The following is an 18,506-nucleotide window of genomic DNA, read 5'->3' on the forward strand; positions in this document are numbered from 1 at the left end:
CATTGGTTTAACTAGCGACAGTTTTAACCATGATTTCATATGATGTCGTTTAATACATGAAATGAGATGAAATCCTGTATCTGGAACTTTATTAAAATGAGGCTGCTAAAATTCTTCTTGTTTTCAGCAGCCTCCTTATTAAGTGCTGTTTTTTTTACTATCTTCAAATGCTTTAATGGTTAACTTTCGCCTTTGTTTGTGTGAGACAATTGGCTCAGGGTAATGTTTCCCTATGATCATTCCAAATTCATTTTGCTCTTTTTCAGAAAGCTTTGACGGATCATGTATCTTTAAACTAGTCATATTCTCAAGCTCAGGAATGTAGCGCTTTATGAAATCTCCATCTTTGTCATACTTCTCTGACTGTGTTGTCGGGTTGAATATTCTGAAATAAGGAACGCTGTCTGTCCCTGTTGAAGCCGCCCATTGCCACCCGCCTATATTACTAGCCGAATCATAATCAATGAGCATTTCTTGAAAGTATTGTTCTCCCCACCTCCAGTCAATTAACAAGTCTTTGGTTAAAAAAGAAGCTGTTACCATACGCAGCCGGTTATGCATCCATCCGGTTTCTTTTAACTGTCGCATTGCGGCATCGACTAGTGGAAAACCTGTCTTTCCCTCTTTCCAATTGCTGAAAAATTGCTTATCATTCTCCCACTCAACTTGACGAAAAGAGGGGTTAATTGAATTGTATTTCTGGTCTGGATGGGAAGCATAGATCATATTGTAAAAATCTCTCCAAGCCAGCTCTTTAATAAATGTTTCTTTACCTAAAGAATTTTTTGAACGATTAACTTGGTCAAAAACAGTCCGAATGGAAATTTCACCTGTTCTTAAGTGTTTGGATAAATGGCTTGTTGCATTTTTTAGCGGATAATCTCTGGCCTCATTATAATTATTCAAATCACAGTTAATAAATTCAGCTAAACGCTCATGAGCTGCTTGATTGCCTAGCTGTAATTCTTTAATAGGAATCTGTTTATCAAGAAAAGAATTAAACTGGTCTTCATCTTTTGAAAATAATGGCTCTTTAATTAATTTTTTATTATCAACTATTACTTCAACTACACCAGGTTTTTGTAGTTCTCTCCATTTATTGAAATAAGGCGTAAACACCTTATAATAGGTTCCAGAATTAGTCTTTATTTCTTTAGCTGAATGGATATGATGATCATAATAGCCATGAGCCTTGACTCCCAATTCTTTGAAAATATTACTTGCTATCTTATCTCGCTCAAGACCGTACCCAGTTTCATCTCTATTTATATAAATATCTGACCAACCAGGAATCTCTTTTTTTAATTTTAAAAAACACTCTTCAAGATCGCCATATAAAATATGCAGAGTACCCTTTTTTCTTTTCACTTCATCACGCAAAACTTCTACACTTCTAAAAAAAGCCGCTTGATTTAGTGAATTTTCACCTAAAAACTGCTTCGGATTTACATGAAACAGCAGCACTAGGGAGTCTGACTCTTGAAAAGCCTGTCTCAGTGCCACATTGTCTTCTAATCTTAAATCTCTTCTAAACCACATAACTGATACCAAGTAATCTCTCCTCTTCAAATTTTTAACTAAACTCTATTCCTATCCATTCATCACGAATGTTGTTTTCTTTTTGCGTTAGTATCTGCTGCGTTGCAATCTTCTTTAAGACTGTTTTTCTTTCTGCAAGATCTATAAAGAGCCCGCTTTTCAGCTTTATTCTACACTGATATCATCAGTCTACAACCTCTATCAAAAATGACTCAAGCCAGAGGACTAGTGGTTTTTTACATACCGATAGAGAGTCGCATATCTGATTCCAGTCATTTCTGTAATCTCCTCCACACTATATTGCTGGCTCTTGTAGAGCTTGATCGCTCGTTTCACAACTCGTGCATTTTCTTCCTCTTGCCTTAGCACTTTTCAATTATTCCTTGCTTTGCTCCACAATGAAATCTCGTTTGAATAGAGTAACAAAGATAGAAACCGTTCAACCTGATAGGGTAGCTATACTAGACGATATCAGCAGTTGTTTGATTAAAAATAAAAAAACTACTATTCTATATTCTGATAAAAAAATACACATGGAAATGGATGAAATCGCGTATCCAGAACCTCTTAACAGCAGGGTTTTTCTATCCTCCTCCAATACACAATTGCATTCTCTAACAAACTAAATCATGTGTCGATAAATCTTTTCCTCCCTACTTGTTGTTTTTCTTTACTTATGTTCTATCTAACTCACTAAAGGCTGACATAATAGGTAAACTTAATTTTCCAGTCCATTTACTAGTAACTATTCTTAAAGCTAAACTATTCAAGAAATTGTTTCCTTTTTTAAGAGTTTTACTACCTCTGATAATTACTTTGTATTTCTTCCTAATCTATCCATTCTTGTCCCTACTAATGTATCGCTTGAAATCATTTTGTTTAACAAATCATTTAACCCATCTTTATTATTTGAAATACCAGAAACTTTCTCATGAATACCTTAACCACAAGTCTTTATTCTTAATACTTCTATTTGAGCATCTAAATTTTAATCCAAAGAAGATACCCTAGCCGATTTAAAAACCACCATATATCCCTCTTTTTTATAATCTATTGATATGTCTACATGATACATTGCAAATGTTATTAGAACAACACTCAAAATATGATATGTATTAATGGGTATACTCTATTGATAGTCTAGCAGCTTAATCTAAACCATCTACCTGTAAAAAGAATAGAATAGTTCTTAGCATTGCTTTCCCAAAACAGTAAATCAATTACATAATTCCAATAAGATTCTACAAAATAATAATATAGAGGTATTTATTTCATGAAGAAAACGCTATTATAGTTAATGAGTAAGTATGCTCTAAATGATTATCACGTATATTGAAATAGTCTAAAACTATTTAATAAAGAAAGGTGTAACCATGAATGACTATTTAAAAATTAATAAACATACTAATTATTCTAAAACACAAAAAAATTCTTTCCTGTACTAGCGGATAGTGTAATTGAACATTACTACACATATGCAAAAATTGAGGCCTTTGATACCGTATCTAAGAACACACTTTTTTATGGTCATATTGGAGCAGATAAAATTACGAAAGTTAGTTTATATACACAAATTTCTTTTTTCTTAAATTGTGTATTTTTAGTATCTCTGATAGTTCAAATGTAAATATAGAAGAATTGTAAACTATTAAAAGATAGATAAAAAGTATCCCCTATTCAAGAAGCTATTTTTCTCTTTAAGCTGAAAAATAAAGCTTTATTTATAAGAGAGAGGACAAAAAATTATGACTGAGAAGAAAAAACTATTCTCCTTAACTTTTCCAATTTTTTTAGAGAGCTTATTATTTTCCATCATTGGAAGTGTAGATACCATCATGCTCTCTCGCTACAATGACTCCGCCGTAGGAGCGGTGGGAGTGGTTAATCAAATGATTTTCCTCATTCTTATTGCAGGCAATATTATTCTTTCTGGTACAGGTATCTTGCTTGCACAAGCTATCGGAGCAAAAAGATCAAAAGCTCATCTTCAAAAATTGACTTTAACAGCCATACTGGTCAATCTAATTATGGGGTTTCTTTTTAGTTTAGCTTTCGTGGCTTTCTCTGGGAGCGTTTTAAGTATTATGAATCTGCGAGGGGAGATGCTAGCTTTCGCAAAACAATATCTAGTCATTGTGGGTGGCTTTATTTTTATGCAACTTCTGGCCATGACATTTTCCATGTTTCTTCGTTCCTTTGGGAAAACGAAAGCCACATTAAAGATTTCTATCATTACCAACTTAACCAATGTATTTTTAAATTATCTTTTGATTTATGGTCATTTGGGTTTCTCAGCTATGGGGGTAAGAGGGGCTGCCATAGCCACCATTATAAGTCGAGGCTTAGGGATGATTATTTTAAGCTATCTGGTTTATGACCTAATTTTCAAACCTAAAATGGTCTCCTTCACCATGGGAGATTTTAAAGAAAATATTCCTGCTATTTTAAAATTTGGTCTTCCTGCAGCTGGAGAACAAATTTCTTACAATCTGGCCCGTTTTGTCATGATGCTAATGATTACAAGACTCGGGGAAGTAGCTATCACTGCGTATTCCTACAGCAATACTCTGGTTAGCTTTGTTTATATTTTTGCTGTTTCCTTAGGGCAAGGCACCTCCATCATGATAGGCTGGCACTTTGGTGCGAAAAACTATTTAAAAACCAAGGACCTAACCTCCTTTGCTTCTAAAGCTTCCTTTATTATTAGTATGCTAGCTTGTTTAATTCTAGTTTTATTTAGAGTTCCTCTACTGGGTTTACTCACTAATAATCTGCAAATCATTACTTTAGCCAGCCAAGTTTTAGTGTTTAATTTTATTTTAGAAGCGGGAAGAAGCCAGAATTTGATTTTTGTAAGTGCCTTAAGAGCTTCCTCTGATGTGAAATTCCCTTTCTATGTCGGCGTTTTATCCATGTGGAGTGTTGGTGTGTTTCTCGCTTACTTCTTCTCTTTTCCACTTCAAATGGGCTTAGTAGGAGTCTGGTTAGCTTTAGGTCTAGACGAAATTGTCCGTTCTATCTTTATGAGACTCAGGTGGCGGAAAAATATGCAGAAAATTTTTCTTGAACTATCATCATAAGGTTACAATTTATTCTTAGCACCCTATTGAACACTTATTTGATACTTTAAAAGCAAAAAAATGAGGATCATTTATGTACTTTCAAAGTTAGACAGTTATTACGGAAACGGTTATTCTATCTAGCCTACTGTGTATGGCCATCATCATTTTTTTGCGTATTTTCGATTAAATAAAAAAACCCAAAGAAATGTCGGCACACATTCTTTGGGTTTTTTATTAGTTCAAGACTTTTTCATTCTCCATAAGATACTTAGCTTCAAACTCATCCAGCAGTGAACGGACTTCAGCTGTTGTCTGAGTATCCATCAATTGGACCCTTAGAGCACTTGCTCCTTTGAATTCGCGAATATAAATTTTAAAGAAACGACGAAGTGGCTTAAAGATACGTGTGTCTTCTTCTGAAAATTGATCGAATAAATCTAAATGGTTTCTAAACAGATTTAGCAATTCTTTTGGCCCATGTTCTTTAGGTTCTTTTTCAAAAGCAAATGGATTATGGAAAATGCCTCGTCCAATCATCACGCCATCAATGCCGTATTTTCCAGCCAGTTCCATTCCTGTTTTATAATCAGGAATGTCACCGTTAATGGTTATCAACGTCTGCGGTGCGATTTCATCACGTAGTTTCTTAATCTCTGGAATGAGTTCCCAGTGAGCATCTACCTTACTCATCTCTCTTTTCGTACGTAAGTGAATAGATAGATTTGCAATATCTTGTTTTAATAAGTGAGTGAGCCAAGCAGTCCATTCGTCTACACTCGAAGCTCCCAGCCTAGTCTTCACACTTACCGGAAGACCTCCTGCTTTTGCTGCTTGTATCAGTTCAGCAGCAACTTCTGTGCGAAGAATCAATCCTGATCCTCTACCGTGTTTAAAAACGTTAGGCGCTGGACAGCCCATATTCAAATCAATCCCACGAAAGCCTAGTTCTGCTATACCAATACTCATCTCTTTAAAGAATTCAGGCTTATCGCCCCAAATATGAGCGACCATTGGCTGTTCGTCTTCTGTAAACGTCAAACGTCCGCGGACACTTTCTTTGCCATCAGGGTGACAATAACTTTCACTATTCGTAAATTCAGTAAAAAACACATCAGGTTTTGCTGCGTTAGCAACGACATGACGAAATACAACATCCGTCACATCTTCCATGGGTGCTAATACAAAAAACGGTCGGGGCAATTCTTGCCAAAAATTATCTTTCATTTTAAAATCCTTTCGTATAACAAATGTAAAAAGTAAATTGAACCTACTTCTTCTCTATTGAACTGTTTTTATTTTAATTATTATAACAGAAATATTCGTTTCTCAAAATAAATTGACTATAAAATTATTTTAGATTTTTTCAACGGTTTTAAAAACACGTAAAGGAATCGTACCAAAGTGTATTTTACTACATTGAACGTCATTATAACAGAATCATGTGATTCAATCTATATTTTCACTAAAAAATAAGTTTACTTTTATTGGGGTATTCCTAACTTTTATTTCAATAATTCTCCAATTGATTTTGAATAACTAATTACGATTACAATAATACCTATAATACTATTTTGAATACTATTTTAACTTGATCATTTTCTATAGAATCTATCTATTTCACTAAATCTTTTAATTTTATTTTCATATTACTAACTCGATTAGTATAAAATTTACTAAAATTTACAAGCTCTAGACTAATATCTTCATCTACAAAAAAGAATTTATTCGATAAACCTTTTTCACTAACCCATTCACTAAGTGCTTTATCATTCTTAGATTCATTTTTTTCACTGTTCAGCAACTCTAAATTCCCTATTTTGTTCCAGTTATCACCATTTTCATTAAGCTCATCATCTGTAAAAATTGTTGCCGCAAATTCAATATTAATAAATTTAGTCTTAGGATGAATATGATCAATATGAAAGTTTTGATTATAATAATCTAAATCTGGATAAAATAATGATAATACAAAAGCAGCATTCTCTGAACCGCATTTCGACTCAAAAAGACCATCAATAAATTCATCATCAAACGAATAATTTTTTGCGGGATTTCTTTTAGCCGATTCCATAATTTGTTTCAATGGGAAACTAGCATTGCTTTCTGCATTAATAACTTTCTTAATATCTAAAAGGACTGTATCTGATTGACCACCAAAAATCCGTTTAAGGAATACTAAAGTTAGCCATTTCTTTATTTTTCTATGGTCTGAATCATCATCTTTTGATTCAAAAAATATATTCTTGATAATCATCTCTTCTTTATTATTCTTATATACCCAAGCAATAATAGGAATCGCTGCATTTTTTGCAGGAAATGTTTTATTATTAAATCCTAATCTATAAAACAATTCAAAAGTATTTAATATTGATTTCCTAATTCTTCCCCAATTATCTATAATACTTTTAACAGTAGCGTTATCAAAATTCTTCACGCGATTTTTAATATCATCTGAATAAAGGATTAATGTAGTCTTTAATATCAAATCTGTATTAATTGAAAAATCGCCAAATTGATTAACATCTTTTATTAAATCATCGAATTTTTCTCTCGCATCTAACCAGTTTGCAGTAAGAACAGACATTAATAAATCAGAAAAAGTTAGTTTTGTTCCACCATCATTAGTTCTTATGAAAATATCTAAAACTTTATCTGGATTTTGCTCGTCTTCAACGAAATAATTCAATAACTTATCTTTATTAATTACTGTAGAAAGTAAATCTAGTGCATCTTGAGCATATTCATTTTCATCTAATCCTGATTTTTGTAAAAATATATACTGATCTTTTGGTTTTTCCATAGTTAGAATATTTCCAACTTCATACCAATATTTATCTTTTTGAGAATTTTCATTTTGTGCTTTTTCCTCTTTTAAAAATTTAAATTCATACTTCTTATCAATTTCAGTATCTGACTCGTACTTACTTTTGATATTTAAATATAGTTTCATTGGCGGAAAATTATCTTCAGTATAATTCAAATGTTTATGGGGTAGTTTCAAAGCATACGTTCCTTTAAGCCCTATATATAAACTATTTAAACGTTGCTGTCCATCAATTACCGCATAAAAAGTTTCATTCTTGCCTCTGGTATTCAATGCCTCATTCATCTCACCATATTTTTGTATATACCTTCTCAAAAAAGAATAAAACTTATAATTATTCTTTATATTCTCAGAATTTATTTCCCATAACATAAGTGAATTAATAGGATAGTTTCTCATAACACTATCAAATAATAGTTCAATCTGATTTGTTGACCACACAAATTTCCTTTGAATGGCAGGTAGTAAGAACTTATTTGAGTCAATACTATCAATTGCTTCTTTGATTGTTATTTCTGGCTGAAAACCTCTACTCATTGTATTCCTCCTCATAAATCGTTAACAGTCGAACATTATTCAGTCTAAAACTTTTTCTTTAAAAGTTTTTCCGCAGTGACTGTTACAGCCAATCCACCTAATGCAAGAATTCCTTTACCTGCTTTACTACTGTATTCTTTAATTTCTCGCTTATGTTGTAAACAAAATAGTGCATTATTTTTATACACTTCCTTACTGCACTTCGGTATTTTACATTTCTTTATTTTCGATTCTCTCACGACTCTCACCTACTATCCTTTTTGTTTTAGATTCCTCCATTAAGTTGTATATCTTACTTGTAATATTTTTTGTTAATTCTACAAATCGACCATTATTGCCTTCGTAAGCATTATCAATTAACCATGCTACAGATCTTTCATCGTTTGTAGATTGTAATAATACTTGTTCAATAAATGAATTATAATTTCCAAGTGTTGCCATCAGAGACTGCTCTTCTCCCAATGCTGTGTAAGCGACTAAGTTAAGTTGTACAGTTGAATTTAAATACCCCATGGAATTTTGTAAAATATTTTCAATTCTCTTAGCATCTTTTCTCTTTGTTTTTATATCAATGAATTCAAGTGCATCTTGGTGCAAAGATAACATTAACTTTCCAATAGTATCATTATTAACTTTTACTGCACTTATTAACAGTTCTTTTTTTATCTCTTCATCGTTTGAAGATAAAGCTTCAATTACTAATTGTCTAGCGCTAAAAAAGCCAGCATATCGATCATTATATTGACCTTGCTCCACGCGTTGGACTAAATGATTTAACTTTTCAATTTGTTCAGAAATTGATGCTAACTGTCCTTGGATAGCTGATAATTCGGGTAATGTTCCTAAGCCCTTAGCTATTTCTTTATCAAGAGTAAGGAAACTTTTATTTTTACCCGTTACAGAATCTCTTATTACTGCGTAGGTTTCCCCTGTTTTTTTCCGAATACCAAGTACCCATTCTCCAGAATCAAGTTTTTCTTTTGCATAATCGGATATATTTGCGACATACTTTGTTTCTCCTTGATGTGCTAATTTGTCAATGAGGGTTACTTTAGATATATTAGAATAGATACTTTTTTTCATTTTTTCAACTACTGATAAAGAAGCATATTCTTGAAGAGACTGTAATGAATATGAGTTGAAATCATAATTGTATAGAGCGCTATCAGTCACATCTATGGTTAAACCAGTTTCGTTTGGTAATTCGATAAGATAGTCTTTCATGCGACTATTACCTCCTACTCATTTTCATTAAATATTATACCATGAATCTTAATTTTCGAAATTACTTAATCATACAAGATTAAATAATGTTTAAACATCATTATTTAATAAAAAAACGTTAAAAGCATCGATATACAATACTTTTAACGTTTATATTTGTTACCCCACAGACCCTTCCATCTCATAAGCAATCAATCGATTCAATTCTACTGCGTATTCCATTGGCAATTCTTTAGAGAACGGTTCAACAAAGCCCATGATGATCATTTCTGTAGCTCGTTCTTCGGTTAAGCCACGACTCATCAAGTAATACAATTGTTCTTCTGATATTTTAGATACTTTAGCTTCATGTTCTAATGACACATTGCCGTTGTGGATTTCATTGTAGGGAATCGTATCTGATTTAGACAAATCATCCATAATGATCGTATCGCATTCGATATGAGATATCGATCCACCTGAATTCTTCCCAAAAATCACTTGACCACGATAGTTTACTTCGCCACCATCGTGCGCAATGGATTTCGAGACAATTGAACTAGACGTATTAGGTGCATTGTGAATCATTTTTGCACCGGTGTCTTGGTTTTGCCCAGCTCCAGCCATTGCGATCGACAACATCGTACCACGTGCGCCATTCCCATTCAGGAAAACACTTGGGTATTTCATGGTTGTTTTCGCACCTAAGTTGCCATCAATCCATTCCATCGTACCGCCTGCATCGACGGTTGCTCTCTTCGTCACTAAATTGTAAACATTATCCGACCAGTTTTGAATGGTCGTATAGCGACAATACGCATCTTTTTTAACGACAATTTCAACGACTGCTGCGTGTAAACTACTGGATGAAAAAGTTGGGGCAGTACAGCCTTCAACGTAATGAATGCTCGCTCCTTCATCGACAACTATTAATGTCCGTTCGAATTGACCCATCGCTTCATCGTTAATTCTAAAGTACATTTGTAACGGCACATCACAACGCACGCCTTTTGGCACATAAATAAACGTACCGCCTGACCAAGTCGCTGAGTTTAACGCCGCTAACTTGTTGTCTGTTGGTGGCACAACCGTTGCAAAGTGTTCTTTGAAAATCTCTGGGTATTCTTTCAAAGCGGAATCTGTGTCTGTAAAGACAATCCCCATCTTTTCGAACTCTTCTTTCATGTTGTGGTACACCACTTCAGATTCAAACTGTGCACCAGCTCCGGCTAGATATTTGCGTTCCGCCTCAGGAATACCCAGTCGTTCAAAGGTTTCTTTGATTTTTTCAGGTACATCTTCCCAATCACGTTCTGGTTTATTGCTTGATTTCTTGTAGTAGGTAATATTATCAAAGTCAATACCGGATAAATCAGCACCCCAAGTTGGCATGGTTTGGCTTTGGTAACGTTGAAAAGACTTTAATCGAAAATCAAGCATCCATTCTGGCTCTTCCTTACGAGCAGAGATGTCTCGAATGATGGCTTCTGAAATGCCTTTTCCAGTTGTATAAACCGACTCGACATCATCATGAAAACCGTATTGGTACTCTTGCGATTCTGGTACTTTACTCATCAATCAGCACCCCTTTCTTTTTCCTTTTTATTCCTTATCATTGGAGGCCATCTCATTGGCCGTCAGCAATGCTTTTTCTAACCCTTTCCAAGCTAATGTTGCACAACGGATCCGGGCTGGAAATTTCGCAACGCCACTCAAAATCGCTGCATCGCCTAAATCGTCCAAATTGACGTTGTCTTTTCCTTGTACTAATAAAGAAAACTGGTCAACTAAGGCGAGTGCTTCTTTCGGTGTTTTACCTAGAACCACGTCGGTCATCATGCTAGCACTGGCGGTACTGATCGTGCAACCACTACCTGAAAAGCGAATCGCTTCGATGCGGTTATCGGCTACAGTTAATTGCAACTCAATCACATCGCCACACGTTGGATTATTCATCTCGACTTGATTGGTTGCCTCTTTTAATGTGCCGTGGTGATGTGGGTGGCTAGAATGGTCTAAAATAACTTGTCGGTACAATTGATCTAATCTAGTTAGTGCCATAATTAAAAAACTCCTTTGCGGCTAAAATCGCTTCAACCAGGCTGTCACAGTCTGCTTTTGTGTTGTAGAGATAAAAACTTGCTCTGACAGTTGAAGAAGTTACAAGCTGCCTCATTAGCGGTTGCGTGCAGTGATGGCCTGCTCGAACAGCAATCCCTTGCATATCCAGTGCCGTTGCTAAATCATGTGGGTGAATGTCAGCCACATTAAAGGTCACAACCCCTGTGTGGTTTAAAGCATCTGTTTGTCCATAGATAACTAAACCTGGAATTACACGAAGTTTAGGCAACAAGTAAGTCACCAACTCTGTTTCATGAGACTGAATATGTTCCATCCCTAGTTGATTCAAGTAATCGATTGCAGCAGCTAAGCCGATTGCACCAGCAATATTAGGAGTACCCGCTTCAAATTTCCACGGCAACTCGGTCCAGGTACTTTCTTGGTCATAAACAAAGTCAATCATTTCGCCGCCGTATTCAACTGGTTCCATCGCTTCTAATAACGCTCTTTTACCATACAAGACGCCAATACCGGTTGGCCCTAGCATTTTGTGTCCACTAAACGCATAAAAATCAACATCTAACTCAGCTACATCGACTGTCATATGTGGCACAGCTTGCGCTCCATCAACAACGATGACGGCCCCAACGCTGTGAGCTAGTTGAGTCAATTCTGCAATTGGATTCACACTACCTAAGACATTTGAAACATGCGTCAAGGCAACGATTTTCGTTCGATTGGTGATTTGTTGTTTTGCACTGGCCAAATCTAACTGCCCATCTTCGGTTAACTCGATATATTTCAAGGTCGCTTTTTTCTTTTTAGCCAGTTGTTGCCAAGGAACAATGTTTGAATGGTGTTCCATATAAGAAATCACAATTTCATCGCCCTCATGGACATTGGTTTCGCCATAACTTTTGGCTACCCAATTCAAACTGGTAGTTGTTCCTCTTGTGAACAACACTTCAGCGGTTTCTTTAGCTTGAATAAACGCTCGAACGGTTTCACGAGCAGCTTCATATTGACGGGTAGCTCGTTCGGCTAACGTATGCACACCGCGGTGAACATTGGCGTTAGCAGTTTGATAATAGGTTGCAATGGCAGTTAAGACAGCTGTGGGCTTTTGACTGGTCGCAGCACTATCCAGATAAATTAGCGGTTCATCATTCACCACTTGATTTAATATTGGAAAATCTTTTTTTACCTCTTCACCTTGAAACATCATTTTATTAACTTCCCTTCAATCGTTTCCACTAAGTCCTCACGAATCGTTTTCAACGGGATGGCTGCAATCACGGAACCTAAAAAGCCGCGGGTAACTAAGCGTTCGGCTATATCTTTTGGAATCCCGCGACTCATCAAATAATACATTTCTTCTGGATCCAAACGCCCAACACTGGCTGCATGCCCGGCTGTTACATCATTTTCATCAATTAAAAGAATCGGATTTGCATCGCCACGCGCTTTATCTGATAGCATCAAAATGCGACTTTCTTGCTGGGCGTCGGCTCCTTTTGCGCCTTTAATAATGTGTCCAATACCGTTAAAGGTTAAGGTAGCTTTTTCGAGAATCACGCCATGTTGTAAAATATGCCCGACTGAATGTCGGCCAAAATTCGTCACTCTGGTATCAATGGCTTGAATTTGTTTGCCCATACTGATGGCCACAACTTTCACTTCACTGTGAGAACCTTCTCCAATCAAGTCGGAATCAAAGTCCGCAATCACATCCCCATCATTCATCACGCCAATCGCCCATTCTATTCTTGAATTGCCTAGTAAATGGCCACGACGATTAAAATAGGTCGTGGTATTTTCGCCTAATTCATCAACGGCTGAAAACTTCACTTTTGCACCAGGTTTAGTGATCACTTCTACCACAATATTGGCTGCATTTTTCTGATTCCCAATCGTTTGGTATTTTTCTACATAGGTAAAGGCACTATTGGTATCAGCATAAATCAACACGTGTTTGATTAGACTGTTAGTTTCTTGACTATTTTGGACGAATAACGCTTCTAGCGGTTCTGTGATGACGACATTTTTTGGTACATATAAAAAGACGCCACTAGTCATAAAGGCTGCATGGAAAGCCGTTAGTTTGTCTTCATCTGGTTTAACAGCTAGTTGCATATACGCTGCTTCTACTAGTTCAGGGTGTTCTTCCATCGCTGTAAAAATATCTGTAAAGATAACGCCTTGTTCAATCAATTCCATCGATAATTGTTCAAAAGCTGTTTGCGTCCCGACTTGAACAATACGAGGAGCATCTGACTCTTCTGTTAAAAAGTCATTGGCTAAGAAAACCGGTTCTTCAACAAGGTTAAAATCTGGCACTTGTAACAGTGGCCAACGATTGTAATGTACACGCTCAATGACTGGCAACTCCAATGAAGAAATCTTTTCTAAAGCCGCTAAACGCAAATCCAGCATCCAAGTTGGTTCATTTTTCATCATAGAAAACATCCGGACGTCGCCAAGAGTATCTTTGTATGCTATTTCTTTCATCTTGCTCCCCTCCTTAGTCTTCATCTAAATCAAACTCGATACCCAATTCATCCCGAATACCTTTGTAGCCTTCTGCTTCTAAACGCTTCGCCAGTTCAGCTCCACCCGTTTTTACAATGATTCCATTCATCATCACGTGAACCACATCTGGTGTCACATAATTTAATAAGCGTTGGTAATGCGTAATAATGAGTGCGCCAAATGATTCGCCGCGCATCGCATTAATGCCTTTAGACACCACTTTTAACGCATCGATATCTAATCCTGAATCGATTTCATCCAAAATTGCAAAAGTCGGCTCAATCATCATCATCTGCAAAATTTCATTGCGCTTTTTTTCTCCACCAGAAAAGCCTTCATTTAAATAACGTTCTGCCATTTCTTCAGACATATCTAATAACTCCATTTTTTCATCCATCTTACGAATAAACTGCATCACGGGAATCTTGTTGTCATCCTCACGACGGGCATTAATCGCAGCTCTCATAAATTCTGCATTCGTAATACCAGCAATTTCGCTTGGGTATTGCACCCCTAAAAATAAACCAGCACGTGCCCGCTCATCAACAGCCATTTCTAATACATTTTCACCATCTAGTGAAATCTCACCTTGGGTTATAGTAAAACTAGGATGTCCCATAATTGCGGCAGCTAATGTTGATTTACCGGTTCCATTAGGCCCCATAATTGCGTGAATTTCATTTGTTTTCACCGTCAAATCAACGCCTTTTAAAATTTCTTTCTCTTCAATGGAAACATGTAAATTTTTAATTTCTAAAACAGCCATTATCAAAACTCCTTTTTATTTCGCTTTATTTTTACCTATCTTCTTTATTCCATTCTACTCCATTTTATCTGAACTAGTATCCATACGCAATAAAGTTACTATCAAACAACTTACTTTTTCTAGTTAAATAAGGTAAACTAGGTAAGTAACCGCTGAAAAATTGCGCAACGTCTTAAGAAACACTAACAAATACTATAGTTAAATTAGAAAGTAGGATAGATAGATGAGTAAACCAATTATTGGTATTCCGGGAAACATTTTACGTGGTGTTAACGAAACAAACGGAGTCACCATCACATACACACCACAAGGTTTCATCGACGGCATTCAAGCCGCAAAAGGCGTACCTGTTATTTTTCCAATTAGCCCAACAGAAGACGCTTCTTATTATGTTGACCAAATTGATGGATTGTTATTAGCTGGAGGACAAGATATTTCTCCTTTATTATTTGGCGAAGAGCCTCATTTGAAATTAGAGGCCACTGAGCCCGCCCGCGATGCATTCGAAATGGCGCTAATAAAAGAAACCTTAGCTCAGCATAAACCGATTTTAGCAATTTGTCGCGGTATGCACCTATTGAATGTCATGTATGGCGGAACTCTTTACCAAGCTCTTTCTGATTATAAGGAACTAACCGTGCAACACATTCAGCAAACTTATTTCAATACAGGCTCTCATACCATTACCCTAGATACCGAAAGTCAATTGGGGACTATTTTTGGGGCAACTTATTTAGTAAACTCTTATCACCACCAAGCTATTAAAGAATTGGCTGACTCGTTTAAAGCCGTTGCTTGGAGCAAAGATAACCTGGTTGAAGGGTTTGAATCGACTGATTCTGAGCAAAGCATCATCGCCGTCCAATGGCATCCAGAATTAATGTTAAAAGAAGACCTCAAGATGCAGCGCTTGTTTACAGATTTTGTTAAACGTGCTTCAGTTGCTTATTAATAGATAGATATATTAAGAGAAAATAGGCCAGCTAAACGAACTGTTTAGCTGGCCTATTTTTAGATTTAAAAACTTCTATGGTTTAATCTTTAACTGGTACTACTGCGCCATCCCATTCTTCCATGATGTAGTCTTGAACTTCTTTTGATTTCAACACTTCAATTAATTTTAGAATAGCTGGGTCTTTAGCATCTTCTGAACGAACAGCTACGATATTAGCGTATGGCGAACTTGTACTTTCCAATGCAATCGAATCTTCAAGGGGGTTAATATCTTGATCTACTGCAAAATTAGAATTAATCGCTACTAAATCACCTTCCTCTTGTTGGTACAATGTTGTCATTAAAGCTGGATCGTTTTCGTATTCAAATTCTAAGTTCTTTGGATTTTCATCTATATCATCAAAAGTGGCAGTTGTTGGTTCAACGCCTTCTTTTAACGTAACTAGACCTTCATCTGCTAAGATGCTAATAATGCGACCCCAGTCTGATTGGCTATTGCTCACTAAAACAGTTGCACCATCTTTTAAATCTGATAAGTTTTCGTATTTTTTAGAATACAAGCCAAGTGGTTCGATATGGATTGCACCAGCATTGACGAAGTCAAAATCATTTTCATTAACTGCGCTATTAAAGAAAGGAATATGTTGGAAATAGTTCGCATCTAAGTCGCCTTCATCTAAAGCTACGTTCGGAACAACATAGTCATTATAAGTAGTAATATCTAATTTTACGCCTTCTTTTTCAAGAAGTGGTTTAGTAAATTCCAATATCTCTGCATGTGGTACGTTGCTAGCACCAATTTTTATAGTCGTTTCATCGCTTTCATTTGCTGAATCGTTCCCACAAGCTGCCAGTGTTAAAGATAATCCTAAAGTTAAAATTGCTCCAAATAATAATGATTTTTTCATCGTCTTTCTCCCCTTTTTCTTTTCAATTTTTTATAAATCTTAATCCATTACTGATTACTATGTGTTTAACGTTTATCAATTCGTTTAACAGCAGTATCTCCAACAAATTGGATAGTGAAAACTAAAACCAAGATAATCAATGTCGCTACTAACGTTACAGCGGGTTGATTTCTTTGGAAGCCATCTAAGTAAGCAAGATTTCCTAATCCACCAGCGCCAATAACTCCGGCCATAGCGGTATAACCAACTAATGAAATTGTTGTAACGGTTAAACCAGAAACAATGGCCGGTAAACTTTCTGGGATGAGAACTTTATAAATAATGTCCCATTTACTAGCTCCCATTGCTTCAGCCGCTTCAATAACGCCTTTATCGATTTCGCGAAACCCGATTTCAACTAAGCGTCCATAGAAAGGAGCTGAAGAAATAATCAAAGCTGGTAACGCAGCTAATGGTCCAATAATTGATCCAACTAACGTTTTTGTGAATGGCATGATTAAAACGATTAAGATAATAAACGGTACTGAACGAAATACGTTCACGAAGAATGCTACGACACTATACAGCACTTTAGCACCAGGTGTTTCTTTTCCATTTGTTTCATACAATAAAAGACCAAGTAAGAGTCCAAATAAAAAGACAATAATGACTGAACCAGCGGTCATTCCTAACGTTTGCACTGTAGCTTTTTGCATTTTTTCTAAATCGATTTCTGAAAAATCAAAATATTGAGTAATCAGATTAGCACCTAGTTTAAGATTCGACAACATGTTCAATCACCTCTACTCCTACTTTCATCTGATTCATTTGCTCAATCGCTTGCGCAATATTTACTGCATCACCCGTTAACTGAACGTATAAGGAACCAATCGAACCTTTTTTGGCTTGTTGGATATTCCCTTGAATAATGTTTAACTCGACGTCAAATTCACGTACAATTCTTGAAATAACCGGCATTTTCACTTGTTCCTCTTCGAACACGAGATGAATTAATTTGCCTTCTGGGTACTCTACCAACATTTCTTCTAAGACTTCATCTGTTTCTCCACTATCTGGATTGGTATCTTGGCGAATAAAACGTTTCGTAATGTCTTGTTGAGGTTTTTTGAAGACTTCTAGCACATCTCCTGACTCGACCACTTTTCCATCATCCATAACTGCTACCTTGTTGCAAATCTTCCTGACAACATGCATCTCATGAGTAATCAATACAATCGTTAAGTTTAATCGTTTGTTGATATCTAACAATAAGTCCAAGACTTCATCGGTCGTCTGAGGGTCTAGTGCACTCGTGGCTTCATCACAAAGCAATAAGGTTGGTTCATTGGCTAATGCTCTGGCAATCCCCACACGTTGTTTTTGACCACCTGACAACTGTGCTGGATAAGCTTGTTCTCTTCCTTCAAGTCCTACTAACCGCAACAATTCTTTCGCCCTATCGTCACGCTTCGCTTTAGGTACCCCAGCGATTTCTAATGGAAACAAAACATTTTCCAATACTGTCCTAGACCACAATAAGTTAAAATGTTGAAAAATCATCCCAATCTTTTGGCGTTCTTTTCTTAAGTCTTTGCCTTTTAATTCTGAAATCACATGACCATTAATGGTGACAGTACCATTCGTCGGAATTTCAAGTCCATTAAACATACGAACCAACGTACTTTTCCCTGCTCCAGAGTACCCAACGATGCCATATATCTCACCATCTTCAATTGACAAATCAACTTGCTCGACTGCCGTTAGATTGCCTTCTTTTGTTTGGAAAACTTTTTTTATATTCTTTAACTCAATCACCAGCGTTCCCCCTCTCTCTACTTAACAGGTAAATAAAAAAACCTTCGTCCTTATATTAAGTCACCTACTTAATATAAGGACGAAAGTCATTGCTTTCGTGTTACCACCTTAATTTGTTGATTTATCACTAAATCAACCTCATCCAGTACTAAGCTCGTTGCAACTTGTATACTGTGGCACGTTATCGGGTGCTACCGGAAAGGGCTTATGCAGATGCATTCACTCGTTCTTGCTCAAAGACCATTTTCGGTTCAACTCCCATTACCTCTTTTCAGCAAACAAGGCTCTCTAAAAATGTTTGTAACGAACGTACTCTTCTTATCATCGCT

Annotated in this window: 17 protein-coding genes and 1 other annotated feature (1 of these 18 running past the window's edge); of the genes, 2 read left to right on the top strand and 15 right to left on the bottom strand. The window is 36.1% G+C overall.

What is annotated here, in order from left to right; genetic code table 11:
* Nucleotides 1-138: 138 nt before the first annotated feature.
* From BR44_RS05490 to BR44_RS12160, 3 genes are all read right to left on the bottom strand, one after another.
* Nucleotides 139-1,551 carry a cryptochrome/photolyase family protein gene (locus BR44_RS05490; protein ID WP_034551083.1) on the bottom strand — a complete coding sequence of 471 codons (1,413 nt, stop codon included), beginning with the start codon at nucleotides 1,549-1,551 and terminating at the stop codon, nucleotides 139-141.
* Nucleotides 1,552-1,764: 213 nt separating this feature from the next.
* Nucleotides 1,765-1,908 (bottom strand): terminase gpP N-terminus-related DNA-binding protein, encoded by a 144-nt coding sequence (locus BR44_RS12095; RefSeq protein ID WP_342668067.1) that lies wholly within the window; start codon nucleotides 1,906-1,908, stop codon nucleotides 1,765-1,767.
* A gap of 442 nt (nucleotides 1,909-2,350) precedes the next feature.
* Nucleotides 2,351-2,476, bottom strand: coding sequence for a recombinase family protein (locus BR44_RS12160; protein WP_084676156.1), 126 nt, complete (start codon nucleotides 2,474-2,476; stop codon nucleotides 2,351-2,353).
* Nucleotides 2,477-3,284: 808 nt separating this feature from the next.
* Here BR44_RS12160 and BR44_RS05495 point away from each other — a divergent pair.
* On the top strand, nucleotides 3,285-4,619 hold the full coding sequence (locus BR44_RS05495; RefSeq protein ID WP_034551085.1) for an MATE family efflux transporter: 1,335 nt from the start codon (nucleotides 3,285-3,287) through the stop codon (nucleotides 4,617-4,619).
* 216 nt (nucleotides 4,620-4,835) lie between these two features.
* Here BR44_RS05495 and BR44_RS05500 read toward each other — a convergent pair whose 3' ends face one another.
* The 9 genes from BR44_RS05500 to sufC all read right to left on the bottom strand — a co-directional run bounded on the left by BR44_RS05500 (nucleotide 4,836) and on the right by sufC (nucleotide 14,521).
* Nucleotides 4,836-5,825, bottom strand: a complete 990-nt coding sequence (locus BR44_RS05500) for a tRNA dihydrouridine synthase (RefSeq protein ID WP_034551087.1) — start codon at nucleotides 5,823-5,825, stop codon at nucleotides 4,836-4,838.
* Nucleotides 5,826-6,213: 388 nt separating this feature from the next.
* Nucleotides 6,214-7,962: a DUF262 domain-containing protein gene (locus BR44_RS05505; RefSeq protein WP_034551089.1), complete on the bottom strand. Its 1,749-nt coding sequence runs from the start codon at nucleotides 7,960-7,962 to the stop codon at nucleotides 6,214-6,216.
* A 44-nt stretch (nucleotides 7,963-8,006) separates the two neighbouring features.
* Nucleotides 8,007-8,150: a hypothetical protein gene (locus BR44_RS05510; protein ID WP_156954899.1), complete on the bottom strand. Its 144-nt coding sequence runs from the start codon at nucleotides 8,148-8,150 to the stop codon at nucleotides 8,007-8,009.
* A 22-nt stretch (nucleotides 8,151-8,172) separates the two neighbouring features.
* Entirely contained in the window at nucleotides 8,173-9,186 is a 1,014-nt protein-coding gene (locus BR44_RS05515; protein WP_034551092.1) for a hypothetical protein, read from the bottom strand.
* Between the two features lie 159 nt (nucleotides 9,187-9,345).
* Nucleotides 9,346-10,740 (bottom strand): Fe-S cluster assembly protein SufB, encoded by a 1,395-nt coding sequence (sufB, locus tag BR44_RS05520; protein WP_034551094.1) that lies wholly within the window; start codon nucleotides 10,738-10,740, stop codon nucleotides 9,346-9,348.
* A 27-nt stretch (nucleotides 10,741-10,767) separates the two neighbouring features.
* The gene (sufU, locus tag BR44_RS05525; RefSeq protein ID WP_034551096.1) at nucleotides 10,768-11,226 is read right to left on the bottom strand and encodes a Fe-S cluster assembly sulfur transfer protein SufU; all 459 of its coding nucleotides are present in this window, start codon (nucleotides 11,224-11,226) and stop codon (nucleotides 10,768-10,770) included.
* The gene (locus BR44_RS05530; RefSeq protein WP_034551098.1) at nucleotides 11,213-12,451 is read right to left on the bottom strand and encodes a cysteine desulfurase; all 1,239 of its coding nucleotides are present in this window, start codon (nucleotides 12,449-12,451) and stop codon (nucleotides 11,213-11,215) included. The genes sufU and BR44_RS05530 overlap by 14 nt, the downstream gene beginning before the upstream one ends.
* On the bottom strand, nucleotides 12,448-13,734 hold the full coding sequence (sufD, locus tag BR44_RS05535) for a Fe-S cluster assembly protein SufD (protein ID WP_034551099.1): 1,287 nt from the start codon (nucleotides 13,732-13,734) through the stop codon (nucleotides 12,448-12,450). The genes BR44_RS05530 and sufD overlap by 4 nt, the downstream gene beginning before the upstream one ends.
* A gap of 13 nt (nucleotides 13,735-13,747) precedes the next feature.
* On the bottom strand, nucleotides 13,748-14,521 hold the full coding sequence (gene sufC, locus BR44_RS05540) for a Fe-S cluster assembly ATPase SufC (protein WP_034551101.1): 774 nt from the start codon (nucleotides 14,519-14,521) through the stop codon (nucleotides 13,748-13,750).
* A 223-nt stretch (nucleotides 14,522-14,744) separates the two neighbouring features.
* Between sufC and BR44_RS05545 the strand changes: the two genes are divergently transcribed.
* Nucleotides 14,745-15,473, top strand: a complete 729-nt coding sequence (locus BR44_RS05545; RefSeq protein ID WP_034551103.1) for a gamma-glutamyl-gamma-aminobutyrate hydrolase family protein — start codon at nucleotides 14,745-14,747, stop codon at nucleotides 15,471-15,473.
* An 82-nt stretch (nucleotides 15,474-15,555) separates the two neighbouring features.
* On the opposite strand, the gene BR44_RS05550 is transcribed toward BR44_RS05545, so the two are convergent.
* From BR44_RS05550 to BR44_RS05560, 3 genes are all read right to left on the bottom strand, one after another.
* Nucleotides 15,556-16,383: a MetQ/NlpA family ABC transporter substrate-binding protein gene (locus tag BR44_RS05550; RefSeq protein WP_034551105.1), complete on the bottom strand. Its 828-nt coding sequence runs from the start codon at nucleotides 16,381-16,383 to the stop codon at nucleotides 15,556-15,558.
* A gap of 65 nt (nucleotides 16,384-16,448) precedes the next feature.
* Nucleotides 16,449-17,153 carry a methionine ABC transporter permease gene (locus BR44_RS05555; RefSeq protein WP_051912558.1) on the bottom strand — a complete coding sequence of 235 codons (705 nt, stop codon included), beginning with the start codon at nucleotides 17,151-17,153 and terminating at the stop codon, nucleotides 16,449-16,451.
* On the bottom strand, nucleotides 17,137-18,177 hold the full coding sequence (locus tag BR44_RS05560; protein WP_034551107.1) for a methionine ABC transporter ATP-binding protein: 1,041 nt from the start codon (nucleotides 18,175-18,177) through the stop codon (nucleotides 17,137-17,139). The genes BR44_RS05555 and BR44_RS05560 overlap by 17 nt, the downstream gene beginning before the upstream one ends.
* 72 nt (nucleotides 18,178-18,249) lie before the next feature.
* Nucleotides 18,250-18,506 (bottom strand) — a binding site (T-box leader); it runs 5 nt beyond the window's last position.

The sequence above is a fragment of the Carnobacterium funditum DSM 5970 genome (genome assembly GCF_000744185.1).
Lineage (GTDB): Bacteria > Bacillota > Bacilli > Lactobacillales > Carnobacteriaceae > Carnobacterium_A > Carnobacterium_A funditum.

Coding starts and splice junctions, on each gene's coding strand:
- BR44_RS05550 (WP_034551105.1), bottom strand. CDS start 16,383: ATGAAAAAATCATTATTATTTGGAGCAATTTTAACTTTAGGATTATCT.
- sufB (WP_034551094.1), bottom strand. CDS start 10,740: ATGAGTAAAGTACCAGAATCGCAAGAGTACCAATACGGTTTTCATGAT.
- BR44_RS05505 (WP_034551089.1), bottom strand. CDS start 7,962: ATGAGTAGAGGTTTTCAGCCAGAAATAACAATCAAAGAAGCAATTGAT.
- sufC (WP_034551101.1), bottom strand. CDS start 14,521: ATGGCTGTTTTAGAAATTAAAAATTTACATGTTTCCATTGAAGAGAAA.
- sufU (WP_034551096.1), bottom strand. CDS start 11,226: ATGGCACTAACTAGATTAGATCAATTGTACCGACAAGTTATTTTAGAC.
- sufD (WP_034551099.1), bottom strand. CDS start 13,734: ATGAAAGAAATAGCATACAAAGATACTCTTGGCGACGTCCGGATGTTT.
- BR44_RS05530 (WP_034551098.1), bottom strand. CDS start 12,451: ATGATGTTTCAAGGTGAAGAGGTAAAAAAAGATTTTCCAATATTAAAT.
- BR44_RS05545 (WP_034551103.1), top strand. CDS start 14,745: ATGAGTAAACCAATTATTGGTATTCCGGGAAACATTTTACGTGGTGTT.
- BR44_RS05495 (WP_034551085.1), top strand. CDS start 3,285: ATGACTGAGAAGAAAAAACTATTCTCCTTAACTTTTCCAATTTTTTTA.
- BR44_RS05515 (WP_034551092.1), bottom strand. CDS start 9,186: ATGAAAGACTATCTTATCGAATTACCAAACGAAACTGGTTTAACCATA.
- BR44_RS05500 (WP_034551087.1), bottom strand. CDS start 5,825: ATGAAAGATAATTTTTGGCAAGAATTGCCCCGACCGTTTTTTGTATTA.
- BR44_RS05555 (WP_051912558.1), bottom strand. CDS start 17,153: ATGTTGTCGAATCTTAAACTAGGTGCTAATCTGATTACTCAATATTTT.